Annotated in this window: 17 protein-coding genes; 11 read left to right on the forward strand and 6 right to left on the reverse strand. The window is 74.9% G+C overall.

All coding sequences use genetic code 11. The features are described from left to right. The first annotated feature begins 52 nt into the window (after positions 1 to 52). From ABT299_RS07315 to ABT299_RS07335, 5 genes are read left to right on the forward strand one after another with little or no spacing between them, the layout of a single operon-like run. Entirely contained in the window at positions 53 to 1,486 is a 1,434-nt protein-coding gene (locus ABT299_RS07315; protein ID WP_190865968.1) for a family 2B encapsulin nanocompartment shell protein, read from the forward strand. Continuing rightward, positions 1,486 to 3,855 carry a terpene synthase family protein gene (locus tag ABT299_RS07320; protein ID WP_500250098.1) on the forward strand — a complete coding sequence of 790 codons (2,370 nt, stop codon included), beginning with the start codon at positions 1,486 to 1,488 and terminating at the stop codon, positions 3,853 to 3,855. Before ABT299_RS07315 ends, ABT299_RS07320 begins: the two co-directional genes overlap by 1 nt. A gap of 6 nt (positions 3,856 to 3,861) precedes the next feature. Then, complete coding sequence (locus tag ABT299_RS07325; protein WP_387026800.1) at positions 3,862 to 5,232, forward strand: family 2B encapsulin nanocompartment shell protein; 1,371 nt, start codon at positions 3,862 to 3,864, stop codon at positions 5,230 to 5,232. A 14-nt stretch (positions 5,233 to 5,246) separates the two neighbouring features. After that, on the forward strand, positions 5,247 to 6,275 hold the full coding sequence (locus tag ABT299_RS07330) for a family 2 encapsulin nanocompartment cargo protein polyprenyl transferase (RefSeq protein ID WP_500250099.1): 1,029 nt from the start codon (positions 5,247 to 5,249) through the stop codon (positions 6,273 to 6,275). A 40-nt stretch (positions 6,276 to 6,315) separates the two neighbouring features. Then, positions 6,316 to 7,842 (forward strand): serine/threonine-protein kinase, encoded by a 1,527-nt coding sequence (locus ABT299_RS07335; RefSeq protein ID WP_500250100.1) that lies wholly within the window; start codon positions 6,316 to 6,318, stop codon positions 7,840 to 7,842. Here ABT299_RS07335 and ABT299_RS07340 read toward each other — a convergent pair. After that, positions 7,839 to 8,243, reverse strand: a complete 405-nt coding sequence (locus tag ABT299_RS07340; protein ID WP_500250101.1) for a DUF6069 family protein — start codon at positions 8,241 to 8,243, stop codon at positions 7,839 to 7,841. The genes ABT299_RS07335 and ABT299_RS07340 overlap by 4 nt on opposite strands. 131 nt (positions 8,244 to 8,374) lie before the next feature. Here ABT299_RS07340 and ABT299_RS07345 point away from each other — a divergent pair, with 131 nt between their 5' ends. Both ABT299_RS07345 and ABT299_RS07350 read left to right on the forward strand, forming a co-directional pair. Beyond that, positions 8,375 to 9,532 carry a sensor histidine kinase gene (locus ABT299_RS07345; protein WP_500250102.1) on the forward strand — a complete coding sequence of 386 codons (1,158 nt, stop codon included), beginning with the start codon at positions 8,375 to 8,377 and terminating at the stop codon, positions 9,530 to 9,532. Further along, on the forward strand, positions 9,520 to 10,203 hold the full coding sequence (locus ABT299_RS07350; RefSeq protein WP_500250103.1) for a response regulator transcription factor: 684 nt from the start codon (positions 9,520 to 9,522) through the stop codon (positions 10,201 to 10,203). Before ABT299_RS07345 ends, ABT299_RS07350 begins: the two co-directional genes overlap by 13 nt. 52 nt (positions 10,204 to 10,255) lie before the next feature. Here ABT299_RS07350 and ABT299_RS07355 read toward each other — a convergent pair whose 3' ends face one another. From ABT299_RS07355 to ABT299_RS07365, 3 genes are read right to left on the reverse strand one after another with little or no spacing between them, the layout of a single operon-like run. Continuing rightward, positions 10,256 to 10,687: a DUF3995 domain-containing protein gene (locus tag ABT299_RS07355; RefSeq protein WP_387026805.1), complete on the reverse strand. Its 432-nt coding sequence runs from the start codon at positions 10,685 to 10,687 to the stop codon at positions 10,256 to 10,258. Positions 10,688 to 10,733: 46 nt separating this feature from the next. Beyond that, positions 10,734 to 11,192 carry a hypothetical protein gene (locus ABT299_RS07360; RefSeq protein ID WP_500250104.1) on the reverse strand — a complete coding sequence of 153 codons (459 nt, stop codon included), beginning with the start codon at positions 11,190 to 11,192 and terminating at the stop codon, positions 10,734 to 10,736. Beyond that, on the reverse strand, positions 11,189 to 11,701 hold the full coding sequence (locus tag ABT299_RS07365; protein ID WP_206700379.1) for a sigma-70 family RNA polymerase sigma factor: 513 nt from the start codon (positions 11,699 to 11,701) through the stop codon (positions 11,189 to 11,191). Before ABT299_RS07365 ends, ABT299_RS07360 begins: the two co-directional genes overlap by 4 nt. A 45-nt stretch (positions 11,702 to 11,746) precedes the next feature. On the opposite strand from ABT299_RS07365, the gene ABT299_RS07370 reads away from it, so the two are divergent. The 4 genes from ABT299_RS07370 (at position 11,747) to ABT299_RS07385 (ending at position 14,482) form a co-directional block, all read left to right on the forward strand. Further along, positions 11,747 to 11,968, forward strand: coding sequence for a hypothetical protein (locus ABT299_RS07370; RefSeq protein WP_151546928.1), 222 nt, complete (start codon positions 11,747 to 11,749; stop codon positions 11,966 to 11,968). A gap of 24 nt (positions 11,969 to 11,992) precedes the next feature. Beyond that, complete coding sequence (locus ABT299_RS07375; RefSeq protein ID WP_500250105.1) at positions 11,993 to 12,847, forward strand: oxidoreductase; 855 nt, start codon at positions 11,993 to 11,995, stop codon at positions 12,845 to 12,847. A 101-nt stretch (positions 12,848 to 12,948) separates the two neighbouring features. Further along, on the forward strand, positions 12,949 to 13,554 hold the full coding sequence (locus ABT299_RS07380; protein ID WP_500250106.1) for an RNA polymerase sigma factor: 606 nt from the start codon (positions 12,949 to 12,951) through the stop codon (positions 13,552 to 13,554). Beyond that, positions 13,547 to 14,482: a CU044_5270 family protein gene (locus tag ABT299_RS07385; protein WP_500250107.1), complete on the forward strand. Its 936-nt coding sequence runs from the start codon at positions 13,547 to 13,549 to the stop codon at positions 14,480 to 14,482. The genes ABT299_RS07380 and ABT299_RS07385 overlap by 8 nt, the downstream gene beginning before the upstream one ends. Positions 14,483 to 14,524: 42 nt before the next feature. On the opposite strand, the gene ABT299_RS07390 is transcribed toward ABT299_RS07385, so the two are convergent. Both ABT299_RS07390 and ABT299_RS07395 read right to left on the reverse strand, forming a co-directional pair. Continuing rightward, positions 14,525 to 15,118, reverse strand: coding sequence for a pyridoxamine 5'-phosphate oxidase family protein (locus tag ABT299_RS07390; RefSeq protein ID WP_500250108.1), 594 nt, complete (start codon positions 15,116 to 15,118; stop codon positions 14,525 to 14,527). Further along, on the reverse strand, positions 15,102 to 15,962 hold the full coding sequence (locus ABT299_RS07395; RefSeq protein WP_500250109.1) for a helix-turn-helix domain-containing protein: 861 nt from the start codon (positions 15,960 to 15,962) through the stop codon (positions 15,102 to 15,104). The genes ABT299_RS07390 and ABT299_RS07395 overlap by 17 nt, the downstream gene beginning before the upstream one ends. Positions 15,963 to 16,480 lie beyond the last annotated feature (518 nt).

Genomic DNA, 16,480 nt, shown 5'->3' on the forward strand with positions numbered 1-16,480 from the left:
AGCTCGTTGCGCCCGTTCAATTACCGTCGGTAGCGTCTCCGTTGGTTCACCCATGGCAGACCCTCGACGAATCGGCGGTGCGGACGTGACGGAAGAGCAGTTGAGCCTCAGTACCTCTGCGGCACGGAACCTGGCGACCACGACCAAGTCCGTCCCCCAGATGCAGGGGATCACCTCCCGGTGGCTGCTGAAGCTGCTGCCGTGGGTGGAGGCGTCGGGTGGCGCCTACCGCGTCAACCGGCGGCTCACCTACACGGTCGGCGACGGGCGGGTGACGTTCGTGACGACCGGCGCGGACGTCCGGGTCATCCCCCGCGAGCTGGGGGAGCTGCCCCCGCTGCGCGGCTACGAGGACGACCTGGCCCTGGACGCGCTGGCCGGCCGGTTCACCCAGCAGGAGTACGAGCCGGGCGACGTCATCGTCGAGCAGGGCCGCCCGATCGACCGGGTCGTCCTGGTCGTGCACGGCAAGCTCAGCAAGGTCGGGACCGGCGAGTACGGCGCGGAGGCCGTGCACGGGACCCTCGCCGACGGCGACTTCTTCGGCGAGCGGGCGCTCGTCGGCTCCGACGAGGGGGCGGAGCCGGCGACCTGGGAGCACACCGTCAAGGCGCTCACCGCGGTGACGGTCCTCAGCATGAGCGAGTCCGACTTCCAGGAGACGCTCGGCCAGTCCGCGTCGCTGCGCGAGCACCTGGACGCCTACCGGGAGAGCCCCGAGCGGGCGAGCAACGAGCACGGCGAGGCCGCCATCGACCTGGCGTCCGGGCACGAGGGCGAGCCGGTGCTGCCCGGCACGTTCGTCGACTACGAGGGCTCCCCGCGCGAGTACGAGCTGAGCGTCGCGCAGACGGTCCTGCGCGTCCACACCCGCGTCGCCGACCTCTACAACGAGCCGATGGACCAGGTCGAGCAGCAGCTCCGGCTGACCATCGAGGCGCTGCGCGAGCGGCAGGAGCACGAGCTGGTCAACAACCGGGACTTCGGCCTGCTGCACAACACCGACCTCACGCAGCGGGTCCACACCCGGTCCGGGCCGCCCACCCCCGACGACATGGACGAACTGCTCACGCTCGTCTGGAAGGACCCCGCGTTCTTCCTCGCCCACCCGAAGGCGATCGCGGCGTTCGGCCGCGAGTGCAACGCCCGCGGCGTCTACCCCGACAGCGTCGACGTCGGCGGCCACAAGGTGCCCGGCTGGCGCGGCGTCCCGATCTTCCCCTGCAACAAGATCCCGGTCAGCACGACCGGGACCAGCTCGGTCCTGCTGATGCGCACCGGCGAGGCGACGCAGGGCGTCATCGGCCTGCACCAGACCGGGCTGCCGGACGAGTACCAGCCGGGCCTGTCCGTCCGGTACATGGGCATCGACGACAAGGCGCTCATCAACTACCTGGTCAGCTGCTACTACTCGGCGGCCGTCCTGGTCCCGGACGCGCTCGGCATGCTGGAGTCCGTCGAGGTCGCGCACGGCGGTGCGGCGTAGTGCAGCCGTTCGAACTCCCCGAGTTCTACGTGCCGCATCCCGCGCGGCTGAACCCCCGGGTCGACGCGGCCCGCGAGCACTCCCGCCGCTGGGCGTACGAGATGGGGATCCTCGGGCCCGACGCGACCGGGCCCGAGGTCTGGGACGAGGCCGAGTACGACGCGCACGACTACGCGCTCCTGACCGCGTACACGCACCCGGACGCGCCCGGTCCCGTCCTGGACCTGGTGAACGACTGGTACGTGTGGGTGTTCTACTTCGACGACCACTTCCTCGAACGGTACAAGCGGCCCCGCGACCTCGCGGGCGCCAAGGAGTACCTCGCGCGGCTCCCCGCCTTCATGCCGGTGAAGGCGGGGGGTCCGCCGCCCCCCGAGCCGGCGAACCCGGTCGAGCGGGGGCTCGCCGACCTGTGGGAGCGGACCGTCCCGCTCATGTCGGAGGACTGGCGGGCCCGGTTCGCCGAGAGCACCCGCAACCTGCTGCAGGAGTCGGCGTGGGAGCTGGCGAACATCGACGAGTCCCGCGTCCCGAACCCGATCGACTACGTCCAGATGCGCCGCAAGGTCGGCGGCGCGCCCTGGTCGGCGGACCTGGTCGAGGTCGCGGCGGGCGCGGAGGTGCCCGCCCGGGTCGCCGGGACGCGCTCGCTCCGGGTGCTGAAGGACGCGTTCTCCGACGCCGTCCACCTGCGCAACGACATCTTCTCCTACCAGCGGGAGACCGAGAGCGAGGGCGAGGTCAACAACGGCGTCCTGGTGATGGAGCGGTTCTTCGGGACCGGGCCGCAGCGCGCCGCCGAGATCACCAACGACCTGCTCACGTCCCGGATGCAGCAGTTCGAGCACACCGCCGTCACCGAGCTGCCGGTCCTGTTCGAGGAGCGCGGGCTGAGCCCGGCGGAGCGCCGCGACGTGCTGCGCTACGCGCGGGGCCTGCAGGACTGGCAGTCCGGCGGGCACGAGTGGCACCTGCGGTCCAGCCGCTACATGAACGAGGGCGCGGTGCGGCGGGGCGGGCCGTCCGGGCCGCCTGGGCTGCCGGAGATCGCCCGGCTGCTCGGGCTCGGGACGTCGGCGGTGCGGATCCGGTCGCTGGCCGGCCCGCCGGGCCCGCCCCCCGGCGCACCGGACGGCGGCGCGGGGTTCCGGATTCCCGAGTTCTCCCTCCCGTACGAGCCGCTGGTCAACCCCCGGATCGCCGGGCTCCGCGCGCACACGGCGGAGTGGGCGCGGGACATGGGCATGCTGGACGCCGGCGTGCCCGGCACCTGGACGCCCGAGGCGTTCGACGCGGCCGACTACGCGATGTTCGCGGCGCTCACCCATCCCGACGCGCCCGGCCCCGAGCTGGAGCTCATCGCCGACTGGCACCTGTGGCGGTTCTTCTTCGACGACCTCTTCGCCGAGCGCTTCAAGCGGCCCCGCGACCTGCTCGGCGCCAAGGCGTACATGGCGCGCCTGCTCGCGCCGCCCGCCCCGAGCGCGGCGGCCGATCTGGAGCCGTGCGCGCCGCCCGGCCCATGCGTGCCGTCCGGTCCGGGCGCGCCGTCCGGCTCGTGCTTGCCGTCGGGTTCGGGCGCATCGCCTGATCCGGTGGAGCGGGGGCTCGCGGACCTGCGGGCCCGCACCGCCGCCGCCATGTCCGACGACGAGCGCGCCGGGCTCGACGAGGCGCTGCGGCAGCTCACCGACAGCTGGCTGTGGGAGCTGGCGGGGCTCGTCCACAACCGCGTCCCCGACCCCGTCGACTACATCGAGATGCGCCGCCGGACGAGCGGCGCCGCGTTCACCGCCGCGCTGCTGCGGCACGCCCACGCCGGCGGGCTGCCGCCGGACGTCCTCGCGTCCACCCCGATGCAGGCGCTGCACGACACGTTCGCCGACGTCGCCGGGCTCCGCAACGACCTGCTCTCCTACCCCAAGGAGGTCGGGGAGGACGGGCTCAACAACGCGGTCGTGGCCGTCGAGCGGTTCCTCGGCTGCGGGACGCAGCGCGCCGCCGACATCGTCGCCGACCTGGTCGAGGCGCGCGTCCGGCAGTTCGAGCGGACCGCCGCGGCCGAGCTGCCGATCCTCGCCGCCGAGTCCGGCCTGGACGCCGCCGCCCGCGACGGCCTCGCCCGCCATGTCCGGGCGATGCGCCGCTGGACGGCCGGCGACCTGCGCTGGTCCACGACGACCGGCCGGTACGCGCCGCCCGTCCGCGGCACCGCGCCGCCCGCCGCCCCGCCGGCCGGGGGTGCGCGGCTCCGCGTGCCGTCCGGGCCGTCCGGGCTCGGCACCTCGGCGGCCCGCACACCGTTCCGCCCGGCGCGTCCCGCACCGGTGCGGCCCAGCGAGACCCAACCAGCGATCCCCCGGAGGTAGCGGCACATGACCGACCCGCAGCTGGCCCTGAGCACGCGGGCAGCGCGCAATCTCGCGACCACCACCAAGTCCGTGCCGCAGATGCAGGGCATCACCCCCCGGTGGCTGCTGTCGCTGCTGCCGTGGGTGCGGGCGGACGCCGGCACCTACCGGGTGAACCGGCGGCTCACCTACGAGCTCGGCGACGGGCGGGTGACGTTCGTCAACGACGGCGCCCACGTCCGCGTCATCCCCGGCGAGCTCGCGGAGCTGCCGCAGCTCAGCGGGCTCGACGCGATGGTCCTGGACGCGGTGGCCGGGAGGTTCACGCAGACCGAGTACGAGCCCGGCGACACGATCGCGGCGGCCGGCGACCCGCGCGACCGCGTCCACCTGATCGCGCACGGCAAGGTCGCCGAGGTCGGAACCGGCGAGTACGGCGGCGAGACGCAGATCGCGATCCGCGACGGCGGCGACTTCTTCGGCGACGAGGCCCTCCTCGGCGACGCGGGCGAATGGCCGCACACGTTCCGGGCCCTCACCCCGGCCATCGTGCTGACCCTGTCCCCGACCGCGATCGTCGAGCTCACCGAACGGTCGGAGACGCTGCGCGCGCGCCTGGAGGAGTACCGCAACACCCCGAAGCCGCCGCAGACCCGGCACGGCGAGGCCGCCATCGACCTGTCGTCCGGCCACGACGGCGAGCCCGTGCTGCCCGGCACGTTCGTCGACTACGAGACCTCGCCCCGCGAGTACGAGATGGCCGTGACGCAGACGCTGCTGCGCGTCCACACCCGCGTCGCCGACATCTACAACAAGCCGATGAACCAGATCGAGCAGCAGCTCCGCCTCACCATCGAGGAGATCCGGGAGCGGCAGGAGCACGAGCTGGTCAACAACCGCGACTTCGGCCTGCTGCACAACGCCGACCTGCGGCACCGCATCCAGACCCGCGGCGGCCCGCCCACCCCCGACGACATGGACGAGCTGCTCGCCCGCCGCCGCAAGACCCGCTTCTACCTCGCTCACCCGAAGGCGATCGCCGCGTTCGGCCGCGAGTGCACCCGCCGCGGCGTGTACCCGGGGACCGCCGAGGTCGACGGCGGGCGGCGCGTCCAGGCGTGGCGCGGCGTCCCGATCTACCCGTGCGACAAGATCCCGATCACCTCGACCGGCACCACGTCGATCATCGCGATGCGGACGGGCGAGGACGACCAGGGCGTCATCGGCCTGCACCGCACCGGCATCCCCGACGAGGTGCAGCCCGGCCTGTCGGTCCGCTTCACCGGCATCGACGACAGGGCGATCCTGTCGTACCTGGTCAGCGCCTACTACTCGGCCGCCGTGCTGGTGCCCGACGCGCTCGGCGTGCTGGAGAACGTCGAGATCGGCCGCTGACGGGAGGACGGGACATGTCGGTGGAGACCTCCGCCCGATCCGCCGCCGAGGTCCTGGCGTGGAGCCGGGGCCTGGTGGAGCCCGCGCTGCGGTCCGTGATCGAGGCGATGCCCGGCTCGATGCGCGGCATCGCCGAGTTCCACTTCGGCTGGCGGGACGAGGCGGGCCGCCCCGCGGCGGGGGCGAGCGGCAAGTCCGTCCGCCCGGCGCTGACGCTGCTGGCGGCCGAGGCGGCCGGCGGGACGGCGGCCGCCGCCGTCCCGGCCGCCGTCGCGGTCGAGCTGACGCACAACTTCTCGCTGCTGCACGACGACGTCATGGACGGCGACCGCACCCGCCGGCACCGGCCCACCGCGTGGACGGTGTTCGGGGTCAGCGCCGCCATCCTCGCCGGGGACGGGCTGCTCGCGGGCGCCTACGAGGCGCTCGCGGACGCGCCGTCCCCGGACCCGGCGGCCGCGGTCCGGATGCTCAGCCGCGCGGTCCTCGAACTGGTGGAGGGGCAGAGCGCCGACACCGCGTTCGAGGACCGCGCCGACGTCACGCTGGCCGAGTGCCTGGCGATGGCGGGCGGGAAGACCGGCGCGCTGCTCGGCGGCGCGTGCGCGCTCGGCGCCCTGTACGGGGGCGGCGCCGGGCGCGCGTCCCGGTACCGGACGTTCGGCGAGCGGCTCGGGCTGGCGTTCCAGCTGGTCGACGACCTGCTCGGCATCTGGGGCGACCCGGAGGTCACCGGCAAGCCCGTCCACTCCGACCTGCGCAACCGGAAGAAGTCGCTGCCGGTGGTGGCGGCGCTGACGTCGGGGACGCCGGCGGGGGAGGAGCTGGCGGCGCTGTACCTGCGGCGCGGGGCGCTCGCGGGCGACGAGCCGGCCCGCGCCGCCGCGCTGATCGAGGCGGCGGGCGGCCGCGCGTGGGCGGCGGCGGAGGCGGACGCGCTGGTCGCGAGCGCCCTCACCGAGCTGGACGCCGCGGACCCCGCCCCGGCGGCGGCCGCGGAGCTGCGGTCGGTGGCGCACCTGCTCACGCACCGCGACCACTGACCTCCGGAAAACCCGGCACCGCCGTCGTTATAGTGCGGGTGTGCCGGACCTCCCTCCCCTCGAACCCACCGACCCGCGGCGGCTCGGCGGCTACCGGATCACCGGGCGGATCGGGGAGGGCGGGCAGGGCGTCGTCTACGCCGCCGTCCCCGACGGCGGCGGCGACCGGGTCGCGATCAAGCTGTTCCACGCGCAGCTGACGGGCGATCCGGGCGCGCAGGACACGTTCGCCCGCGAGCTGGAGGCCGCCAAGCAGGTCGCGCGGTTCTGCACCGCCCAGGTGCTGGACTCCGGCGCGTTCGGCAGCCGCCGCTTCATCGTCAGCGAGTACGTCGACGGGCCGCCGCTGAGCGCGGTCGTCCGGGAGGGCGGCCCGCGGTCGGGCAGCGCCCTGGACCGGCTGGCGATCGCGACGGCGACGGCGCTGGTCGCGCTGCACGACGCCGGGGTGGTGCACCGCGACTTCAAGCCGCACAACGTGCTGCTCGGCGCGGACGGCCCCCGCGTCATCGACTTCGGGATCTCGCGGGCGCTGTCGGGTGCGCAGACCGTGGTGAGCCGCGCCGTCGGGACCCCCGCGTACATGGCGCCCGAGCAGCTCCAGCCGGGCGAGCTGGGTCCCGCGGTGGACGTGTTCGCGTGGGCGTCGACGATGGTGTTCGCCGCGACGGGCCGCCCGCCGTTCGGGAACGAGTCCATCCCGATCGTGATGAACCGGATCGCGCACGAGCCGCCGCGGCTCGACGGCGTGGAGGAACCGCTGCGGGGGCTGCTCGCCGAGTGCCTCGCCAAGGACCCGGCGCGGCGCCCGACCGCGCAGAACGTGCTGGACCGCCTCGTCCGCCGCTCGCAGCAGACGGCGTCCGGCGGCGTCCCCGCGCCTGCGCCCGCGCCGGTCCAGCCGCCCGCGCCCGCCGCGGTGTCGCCTGCGCCTGCCGCGCCGCCGCCCGCGCCCGCCCCGGTGCCCGGGGCCGTTCCGGCGGCGGACGCGTCGACCGTTCCGCATGAGCGGCGGCGCGGACGGCGGCGGGCGGGCGTGCTGGCCGGGGCCGGCGCCGCGGTCGTCGCGGGCGCCGCGGTGTTCGGGTTCGTGCAGATGGCGGACGGCGACACGGGCGGCGGGGGCCCGCACGCGTCTCCGCAGGGGACGTCGGGCACCGCCGCGGGCGAGGGGCGGGCCGCGGAGGCGGGACGCGCGGGCGCCCCCGGCGGCGGGAGCCCGGCCGCGACCCGGAGCCCCGGCGCGAGCCCGAGCCGGAGCGCGACGGCGTCGCGTCCGGCATCGTCGAGGACGTCGAGCGGGCCGTCGGCCCGACCGTCGTACAAGCGGGTCGAACTGGGGCCCGGCCACTTCACGGCGTACTGCGCGAAGCTCGGCTGGGAGTGGGAGGAGTACCGGGACACCCCGCAGCCCGGCGCGTACTGCGTGGCGCACAAGCGGGCCGCCCAGCTGATGTCGAAGGCGCAGCTCGACGCGGGATGCCGCTGGCGGTACGACGACCCCCGCGCCCAGCACTACTTCAAGGGCAAGTCGAACTACTGCTACACGACGAAGCCCGTCTCCTAGCAGCGGGTGCGCGCGGTGCGGCCCAGGCCCGCGATGAGGATGGCGCCGACGACCAGGTGCATCGCCATCAGCGCGACATAGGTGCCGGGGCCTTCGGAGTCCAGCGGGCCGGTCAGCGAGACGCCGAGGACGATGCCGGCGGTGATGCCCCAGGTCCGGCCGGGGCGCTTCGCGCGGCGTTCCAGGACGGCCAGCAGCCCCCAGGCGGCCAGCCCGACCAGCAGCGTGAACACGGTCACCGCGGCGGGACCGACGTGCTGGCCGCGTGCGTGCATGCCGGCACCGCCGATCGGGTCGGCGACCGCCCAGACGAGCAGCGCGGCGCCGGCCGCGGCGACGACGGTGAGGGCGCGGCGGGCGGTGACGCCGCGGGCGGGACGGGTTCCGGTCATCTCGTTCATGGCCGCCACGATCGCCGCCGGACGGGGCGCGGCGCATCGGGCGGGCGGCTGCGGCGGATCCGCCCCCGGTCCGGGGGACCCCCTACTTCGGTAGGTGTCGGGGCCGCGGGGCCCCGCTTTACCCTGACCCCGTGAACAGCGAGGACATCTGCGAAGCCGAGCGGCGCAGCCCCCGGCTCGCCGTCGGCGCGGCCGTGGTCGTCGCCGCCGTCGGGGCGCTCGGCGCGGTGACGCTCTGGGGCCGGCCCGCCGGGGACCCGGTGCCGCTCGGCCTCGACATCGCGGCCGGGGTGCTGGCCTGCGCGCTGTCGCCGTCCGTCCTGTGGCGCCCGGTGCCGGGGGCGCTCGCGCTGACCGTGCTGGCCGCGCTGTCCCCGGCGGCGACGCCCGCGGCGACCTTCGGCGCGTTGCACGTCGCGCAACGGCGCCGGTTCCCGGTCGCGGTCGCGGTCGGCGCCGCGGGGATCGCCGCGCACGCGGCGCGCGGGCTCTGGCGGCCGATGGGCGGCATCACCTACGCCTGGTGGCTGCTGCTGGTCGTCCTCGCGTACGGCGCGCTCGCCGGGTGGGGCGCGCTGACGCAGGCGCGCCGCGCGCTGCTGGACTCGCTGCGCGAGCGGGCCCGCCGCGCCGAGGCGGAACAGGGCCGCCGCGTCGCCGAGGCCCGGATGCTGGAGCGCACCCGCATCGCCCGCGAGATGCACGACGTCCTCGCGCACCGGCTGTCGCTGCTGGCGACCTACGCGGGCGCGCTGGAGTACCGTCCGGACGCGCCGCCGGAGAAGCTCGCGCAGGCCGCCGGGGTGGTCCGCGCCGGGGTGCACCAGGCCCTCGACGAGCTGCGCGAGGTGATCAACATCCTGCGGGACGAGAACGCCGGCGACGACGACCGGCCCCAGCCCGTCCTCACCGACCTGCCGGCGCTGGTGGCGGAGTCCCGCGACGCGGGCGGGAGCGTGCAGCTGCGGGACGAGGTCGTCGAGCCCGCCGCGCTGCCCGCCGCCGCCGGGCGCACCGCGTACCGGGTCGTCCAGGAGGGGCTGACGAACGCCCGCAAGCACGCCGCGGGCCGCCCCGTCCGAGTGGCGGTCGAGGGCCGTCCCGGCACCCGGCTGGTGATCGACATCCGGAACCCGCTGCCGCCGGACGGCACCGCCCCGCTCGCCCCCGGCACCGGGACGGGCCTGGTCGGGCTGACCGAGCGGGTCCAGCTGGCCGGCGGCCGGCTGGACCACGAGGTCGCCGCCGGGGAGTTCCGGCTGCGCGCCTGGCTACCATGGCCGGCGTGACGGCTTCCGGGACCAGCGGTGACCGCCCCCTGCGCGTGCTGATCGTGGACGACGACGCACTCGTCCGGGCGGGCCTGTCGATGATGCTGGACGGCGTCCACGGCATCTCGGTCGTCGGGGAGGCGGCGGACGGCGCGGAGGTGCCGGAGGCCGCCGACCGGCACGCGCCCGACGTCGTCCTGATGGACCTGCGGATGCCCCGGGTCGACGGCATCACCGCGACCCGCGGCCTGCGCCGCCGCGATCCCGCGCCCGAGGTCATCGTCCTGACCACGTTCGACACCGACGAGAACATCCTGCACGCGCTGCGCGCCGGCGCGAGCGGGTTCCTGCTGAAGGACACGCCGCCCGCGCAGATCGTCGACGCGGTCCGGCACGTGGCGTCCGGCGAGCCGATCCTGTCGCCGCGGATCACCCGGCGGCTGATGGACCGCGCCGCCACCCAGGCGGGCGCCTACGAGCGCGCCCGCACCGCGCTCCGGCGGCTCAGCCCGCGCGAGGGCGACGTGGTCGTCGCGATCGCGGAGGGCCGCTCCAACGCCGAGATCGGCGCCGCGCTGTTCATGAGCGTGGCGACCGTCAAGGCCCACGTGTCGAGCATCCTGACGAAGCTGGATCTCGACAACCGCACCCAGATCGCCCTGCTCGCCCACGACGCCGGGCTCGCCTGACCGGGCGGCAGGCCGTGGCGGCGGACCGCCACGGCCGGGACGTCTCCGCAGGTCAGCCGAGGGCCACGCGCACGGTCGCGGCCGTCAGCACGAAGCACAGCGGCGTGTAGACGGCGAGGTTGAGCCGGTAGAAGGCGGATTCGCGGCGAGCGCCGACGCCCAGGGCCCAGACGACGCCCGCGCCCGCGCGCAGGGCGACGCCCGCGGCGACGGCGACGGTCCCCGCCGCCGGGATCCAGCCGGGGACGCCGGTGAGGATCATCCCGGCCCGCGCCGGAACGGCGATCGCGCCGGCCGCCAGGACGAGGACGAGCGGCGCCAGCACCCGGGGAGTGAAGGGGACGTCCGCGTTCAGCAGGCCCTGGGACAGGGCGGCGACGTCGCGGGCGGGCCAGGTGCGGCCGGTCATCCAGTACACGTGCAGGACGGCGTCGAGGCCGAGGACCGCGGCGGCCAGGAGGGCCGCCAGTTCGAGAATGCTCATGCCTGGAAGAGGGCGCGGACCTCCCGCGCCACTCCCGTGATCCGCGTCACTCCGCCGGAGTGAACCGCCTGACGAACCGGCGCAGGACGGCGGGGCCCAGCACGCGGCGCAGCACCGGGCCCGCGACGCGCACGCCCGGGACGCGGAACCCGGCCATGTACGCGAAGCGGGTCGCGTCCCCTTCGGGAACGGCCGCCATGCCGAACACCAGGAAACGGCTCTGCATCAGGCACCAGCCGGGACGCAGCACCATGTCGAAGCGCGCGCGCAGCCCGGAACGTCCGTGCACCATCGCGCGCATCCTCTCGCCCTCGCGTTCGGTGACGCGCAGGGACCGGACGTCGGGCACCAGGCCGGGGAAGCCGCGCTCCGGATCGCCCAGCACCGTCCACACGTCCTCGAACGCGGCCGGCAGGACCGCCTCCTCCAGCAGGGCACCGGGGTACGCGGCGGCCAGCGCGCGGAGCCGGCGCACGCCGTCCAGCTCTCCGAGCGGCCAGGTCACGGCGGGCTCCCTTCGTTGCGCCAGCTCAGCCGGAACCGCGCCCGCGCCCGGAACAGCCGCGACCGGACGGTCCCGGCCGGGACCCGCAGCAGCCGCGCCGCGGTCTCCTCGTCCAGCCCCTCCAGGTCGCGCAGCACCAGCACGGCGCGGTGCTCGGGGGACAGCCGGTCGAGCACGTCGCGCACGTCGGCGGCCAGCGACGGATCGCCGGGCGCGGGCAGGTCGGCCGGCTCGGCGGGGACGGCCCGGGACGACTGCCGGGCCACCCGGACGGCCTCCCGGACGGCGATGACCCGCACCCAGCCGAGGAGCGCGTCCGGATCGCGGAGCGTCCGCAGGTTGCGCATCACCGCGATCAGCGCCTCCTGCGCGGCGTCCGGCGCGTCCTGCAGCGCGATCGGCCCGCAGAGCCGCCGCACGTACGGGGCGAGCGCCGCGAGCACCTCGTCCAGCGCCATCAGGTCGCCGCGTTGCGCACGCCGCACGACGTCGGGGTCCGGCGTGCTCACGGGCCCGACCTTACTCCCGGAATGACTCGATAGTATGTTCGAGTCGTGCATGTCCCGTTCCTGTGCCCGCGCGGCCACCGCCTCGTCCCGGGCCGCGTGATCGTCGGCTGGTCGCCCTGCGTCTGCCCGCCCTGCGGCGGCCGCGCCCGCGGCCTGCGCGGCCACCGCACCTACCTCTGCCTCGACTGCAAGGACGAGCACGTCACGACCAAGTGCTACCTCCCGCACCACGTCCCCGCCCAGGGCGCCGCCTACCGCTGGCCGTGACCCCCGGAGGCTAGGGTGGCGATCATGGGTGGACGGTGGGCGCTCGGCGGGGACCTGGACGTCGCGCGGATCGGGTACGGCGCGATGCGGCTGTCGGGCTGGCCGGGCGGCCCCCGCCCCGACCGCTACACGGCCCTCGCCGTGCTGAACCGCGCCGTGGAGCTCGGCGTGAACCACATCGACACCTCGAACTACTACTCCCACGACGGGGTGTCGGCCAACGAGCTGATCCGCGAGGCGCTGCACCCCTACCCGGACGACCTGGTGATCGTCACCAAGGTCGGCGCGCTCGTCGAGGGCTCCGACATCCACCTGCCCGCCGAGGAGCACACCGGCCTCACCCCCTCCGGCCTGCGCCGCGCCGTCGAGGCGAACCTGCGCACCCTCGGCCTGGACCGCCTGGACGTCGTGAACCTGCGGATGGGAGTCCTCGGCCCCTCCGAGGACTCCCTGGCCGAGCCCCTCGAATCGCTGCTGGCGCTGCGCGACGAGGGCCTGATCCGCCACCTCGGCGTCTCCAACGTCACCCCGGCCCAGGTCGCCGAGGCCCGCCGGATCGCGCCGATCGCGTGCGTCCAGAACCAGTACAACGTCGCCCGGCGCGACGACGACCCCCTCGTGGACGCGTGCGCCGAGGCGGGCATCGCCTACGTCCCGTTCTTCCCGGTCGGCGGCTACGAGCCGCTCACGGCCGACCACCTCAACGCCGTCGCCGCCCGCCACGGCGCGACCGTCCCGCAGGTCGCCCTCGCCTGGCTGCTGGCCCGCTCCCCGAACATCCTGCTCATCCCCGGCACCGGTTCCCCGGCCCACCTGGAGGAGAACATCGCCGCCGCCGACCTCCGCCTCACCCCCGAGGATCTCGCCGACCTCGGCTGACCTGCCGGGAACCCGGAGACGCCGTCCGAGGGATAACCGGTGTAGGCACACCGCGACCCTGGGAGGCCCCCGATGGCAGAGCCGTCCGCACGACCGGCCGCGTGGTGATCGGTATCCGGGCGCGGCCGGGCCGCCCGGCCGCGACGGCGCAGGGCGACGCGGAGCTGATCCGCAGATCGCTCGCGGAACCGGAGGCGTTCACCGGCCTGTACGACCGGCACGCGCCCGCGATCCACCGGTACGTCGCGCGCCGCCTCGGACCCGACGCGGCCGACGACCTGATGGCCGAGACGTTCCTGATCGCCTTCCGCAAGCGGCGCCGCTACGACCTGGCCCGCGCGGACGCCCGGCCGTGGCTGTACGGGATCGCGACCCGGCTCGTCGCCCGGCACCGCAAGGCGGAGACGGCCCGGTACCTGCTGCTGGAACGGCTCGGCGGCGAGACGGCCGCCGAACCCGTCGACAGCGAGGCCCGGGTGGCCGCGCAGGCGCTGCGGGGACCGCTCGCCAGGGCGCTCGCCGGCCTGCCCGAGGCCTACCGGGAGCCGCTGCTCCTGGTGGCCTGGGCCGACCTGACCTACGAGGAGGTGGCCGCGGCGCTGGAGATCCCCGTGGGCACCGTCCGGTCCCGGCTGTCGCGCGGCCGGGCCCGGCTCCGCGCGGCGCTCGGCGGCGCCGACCCGACCGAGGAGGACGTCGATGGATGAGATGGCGCTGCTGCGCGAGGCCGGGTCCGGCGTCGCGCCGCCCACGGACGACGCGCTGCGCGCGGGACGCGACCGGCTCACCGCCGCCGCGCGCCCCGCCCGCCGGTGGTCGCGCCTCCCGAAGCCGGCCGTCATGGGGCTGCTCGCCGGGACGGCCGCGGTGGCCGCCGCGGCCGCGATCACGGTGGCGCAGGTCGTCGCGCCGGACGGCCACGGGGCCGCCACGGCCGCCGCCGCGGAGGTGCTGCGCGACGCCGCCGCCACCGCCCGCAGCGGGCCCCCGGTCGGACCGGGGGTGTACAGCTACACGCGGGAACTGGTCGTCCACCCTGGTGCGCCGGGCGAGGAGCAGTGCACGGAGACCTGGCTCCGTCGGGACGGCTCGATGGCGGCCTTCGCCAAGTACGCGGAGCGGTACGTCGGCCGATGCGATCCCGGCAACCGGCCGGGCCGGATTCCGGCCACCGGATCGGAGCACGACGACCGGCGCCCGGACGCCGACGTTCGCACCCTGCCGGCCGACCCGTCCGCGCTCCGCGCGCGGCTGTACTCCGACGCCGCCCACGGCCGGGGCGAGAACCCGGACACCACGGGCTCGCGCGACCAGATCGTCTTCAACCGCATCGGACGGCTGCTGAGCATGACCGTCCCGCCCGACCTGCGGGCCGCGCTGTTCCAGACGCTCGCGACGATCCCCGGCGTCGACGCCGTCCGCGGCCAGAAGGACGCGCTCGGGCGGCCGGGGATCGCGCTGGTCCGGTCCTTCGACGACAGGACGGTCCCGGGCAGCCTGGCGATCATCCTGGCCCCGGGCACGTACCGCTACCTCGGCTGGAAGACGGTGCAGGACATGGGGGACGGATACCAGACCGAGCTCACGGCCCTGGTGGCCACCGCCGCCGTCTCGAGGCCCTTCCAGCGCCCCTGAGACGTCCCGCCTGACCCCGCCTGGCCCCGCGGCCGGGCGGGGTCACGCGGTCGGCGGGAGCGGCGGCAGCGGCAGGGGGAGCCCCGGCAGGCCGTCGATGCTGGTCGCGACGTGCTCCTTCTTGTGGAAGTAGGCGTCGAGCGACTCGTCGGTCTCCCGGGCGAACCGCGACCCGTGCAGCGGGCGGTCCTCCTCGTACGTCATGAACGGGACGGCGTACCCGCACGTGTCGCGGATCTTCTCGGCGCGGACGACGATGATCGCGCGCAGCCCGTGCAGGGTCGGGTCGATGTCCGGGAAATGGCGCATCAGCCCGTCCCAGCGCGGATCGTCGCGGAACACCGGCTCGCCGCGCCCGTGCACCCGCACGATGTTCGGCGGGCCGTCGAACGCGCACCACATCAGCGTGATCCGGCCGTTCTCCCGCAGGTGGGCGATCGTCTCGGCGTTGCTGCCCGCGAAGTCGAGATAGGCGACGGTGAGTTCGTCGAGCACCGCGAACGATCCGGTCAGGCCCTTCGGCGAAAGGTTGACGGTGCCGTTCCCGTCCAGCGGCGCCGTCGCGGTGAAGAAGATGTGCTGCGACTCGATGAACGTCCGCAGCCTGCCCTCGATGCGCTCATAGCTCTTCCCCATCCCCCGAGTATGACCGGGCGGCGAGGGCGGTGCGGGTGGTCTCCAGGAGGGTGCGGGAGTCGGCGGGGGTGAGGGCCTTCTCCTCGACGAGCTTCCAGGTGTCCCACAGGTCGGCCTGGGCGGTGTCGATGCCGAGGGCGGAGTGGACGAGGGAGATCCGCTCGGTGACGCCGGGGAACTCCAGGACGTCGAAGGCGCCGTGCAGGCCCGGGTACGCGCCGGCGCCCGTCGGGACGACGCGGACGGTCGCGCGGGCGTCGGCGGCGAGGTCGAGCAGGTGCGCGACCTGCGCGTGCAGGACGTCGGCGCGGCCGCCGGGGCTCTCCAGCATGTAGCCGTCGATGATCACGTCGAGGGTGCGGGGCTCGCCGAGGGGGCGGTGCTCCTGGCGGTTGCGGAGCAGGTCCCACTCCTCGTCCGGGTCCGCCTCGCGGAGCCCGAAGACCAGGCGGGCGTACTCCTCGCACCAGACCAGCTCGGGCATGCGGGCGATGCCGAACGTGTGGATGTACGGGGACTCCGACTCGACGGTGTAGATGTCGCGGACGAGGGCCTTCAGGCGTCCGACGTGGCGCGCCAGCCAGGGCGGGCCCTCGGGCCGGGTCGCGAGGTCGACGAGGACCGCGCGGACTCGGTCCGGGACGTCGTAGGCGTCGAGGATCGCGCCGACCTGCTCGGGGGTGGGGTCGCCGAAGCCCGTCTCGACGCGGGCGAGCCAGTCGGCGTCGCGGCCGAGGAGCGCGGCGGCGTCGGGGTAGGACAGCTCGAGGAGCTCCCGGATCTTCCGCAGCTGCTGCCCGAGGCTGCGCGCGTTGATGTTCGGGGCTCGGTAATCCACCGGCATGCCTCCAGGGTAGGAGCATCGCGGTTCCGGTGCGCGGTTTTCCGATCGCCGACCGTGACGGCCGCCGGTGGCGCGGGCGGTTGAATTTTCATTTTCCTGTGCCTCTTATTGGGCTGGCCGTCCATTACGGAGGACGGCATCACGTTCGGCTTCGCCGTAGTCGCGGTGTGTGCGGTGAAACGGTCAAAGAGGCATGGGAGGGTGTTCGGGGAACGGGCGGGCGGAAACGAGCGGCCAATGGGACGGGCGGTGCCAGAATGGCCGCCGGAGGGCCGAAAATTTGTCATCGGATGATGGCTTCGGCTTCTTGACGTGGGCTCGAACGCTTGCCTACAGTCGAGTAACTTAGGTTGATCTTGGAGTGGAGCGGGCGTCGACGTGGTCGCCCGCGCCCTCTCGGGACGCCATTCGCGGCGGTCGCCGTATTTTCCTTCACTCATGGGCTCCGTGGTCATTCCGGCATGCCCGGATTTCCGGGTGGAGGGAGAGCAAGTGCCGCCGGCCTCTCCGCATTCTGG

Source organism: Spirillospora sp. NPDC000708, from assembly GCF_040299565.1.
Lineage (GTDB): Bacteria > Actinomycetota > Actinomycetes > Streptosporangiales > Streptosporangiaceae > Spirillospora.

Excerpts from the sequence above, each read along its gene's own strand:
- ABT299_RS07315 (WP_190865968.1), top strand. The coding sequence starts at position 53 with ATGGCAGACCCTCGACGAATCGGCGGTGCGGACGTGACGGAAGAGCAG.
- ABT299_RS07385 (WP_500250107.1), top strand. The coding sequence starts at position 13,547 with ATGGATGAGATGGCGCTGCTGCGCGAGGCCGGGTCCGGCGTCGCGCCG.
- ABT299_RS07350 (WP_500250103.1), top strand. The coding sequence starts at position 9,520 with ATGGCCGGCGTGACGGCTTCCGGGACCAGCGGTGACCGCCCCCTGCGC.
- ABT299_RS07340 (WP_500250101.1), bottom strand. The coding sequence starts at position 8,243 with ATGAACGAGATGACCGGAACCCGTCCCGCCCGCGGCGTCACCGCCCGC.
- ABT299_RS07355 (WP_387026805.1), bottom strand. The coding sequence starts at position 10,687 with ATGAGCATTCTCGAACTGGCGGCCCTCCTGGCCGCCGCGGTCCTCGGC.
- ABT299_RS07390 (WP_500250108.1), bottom strand. The coding sequence starts at position 15,118 with ATGGGGAAGAGCTATGAGCGCATCGAGGGCAGGCTGCGGACGTTCATC.
- ABT299_RS07330 (WP_500250099.1), top strand. The coding sequence starts at position 5,247 with ATGTCGGTGGAGACCTCCGCCCGATCCGCCGCCGAGGTCCTGGCGTGG.
- ABT299_RS07375 (WP_500250105.1), top strand. The coding sequence starts at position 11,993 with ATGGGTGGACGGTGGGCGCTCGGCGGGGACCTGGACGTCGCGCGGATC.
- ABT299_RS07395 (WP_500250109.1), bottom strand. The coding sequence starts at position 15,962 with ATGCCGGTGGATTACCGAGCCCCGAACATCAACGCGCGCAGCCTCGGG.
- ABT299_RS07325 (WP_387026800.1), top strand. The coding sequence starts at position 3,862 with ATGACCGACCCGCAGCTGGCCCTGAGCACGCGGGCAGCGCGCAATCTC.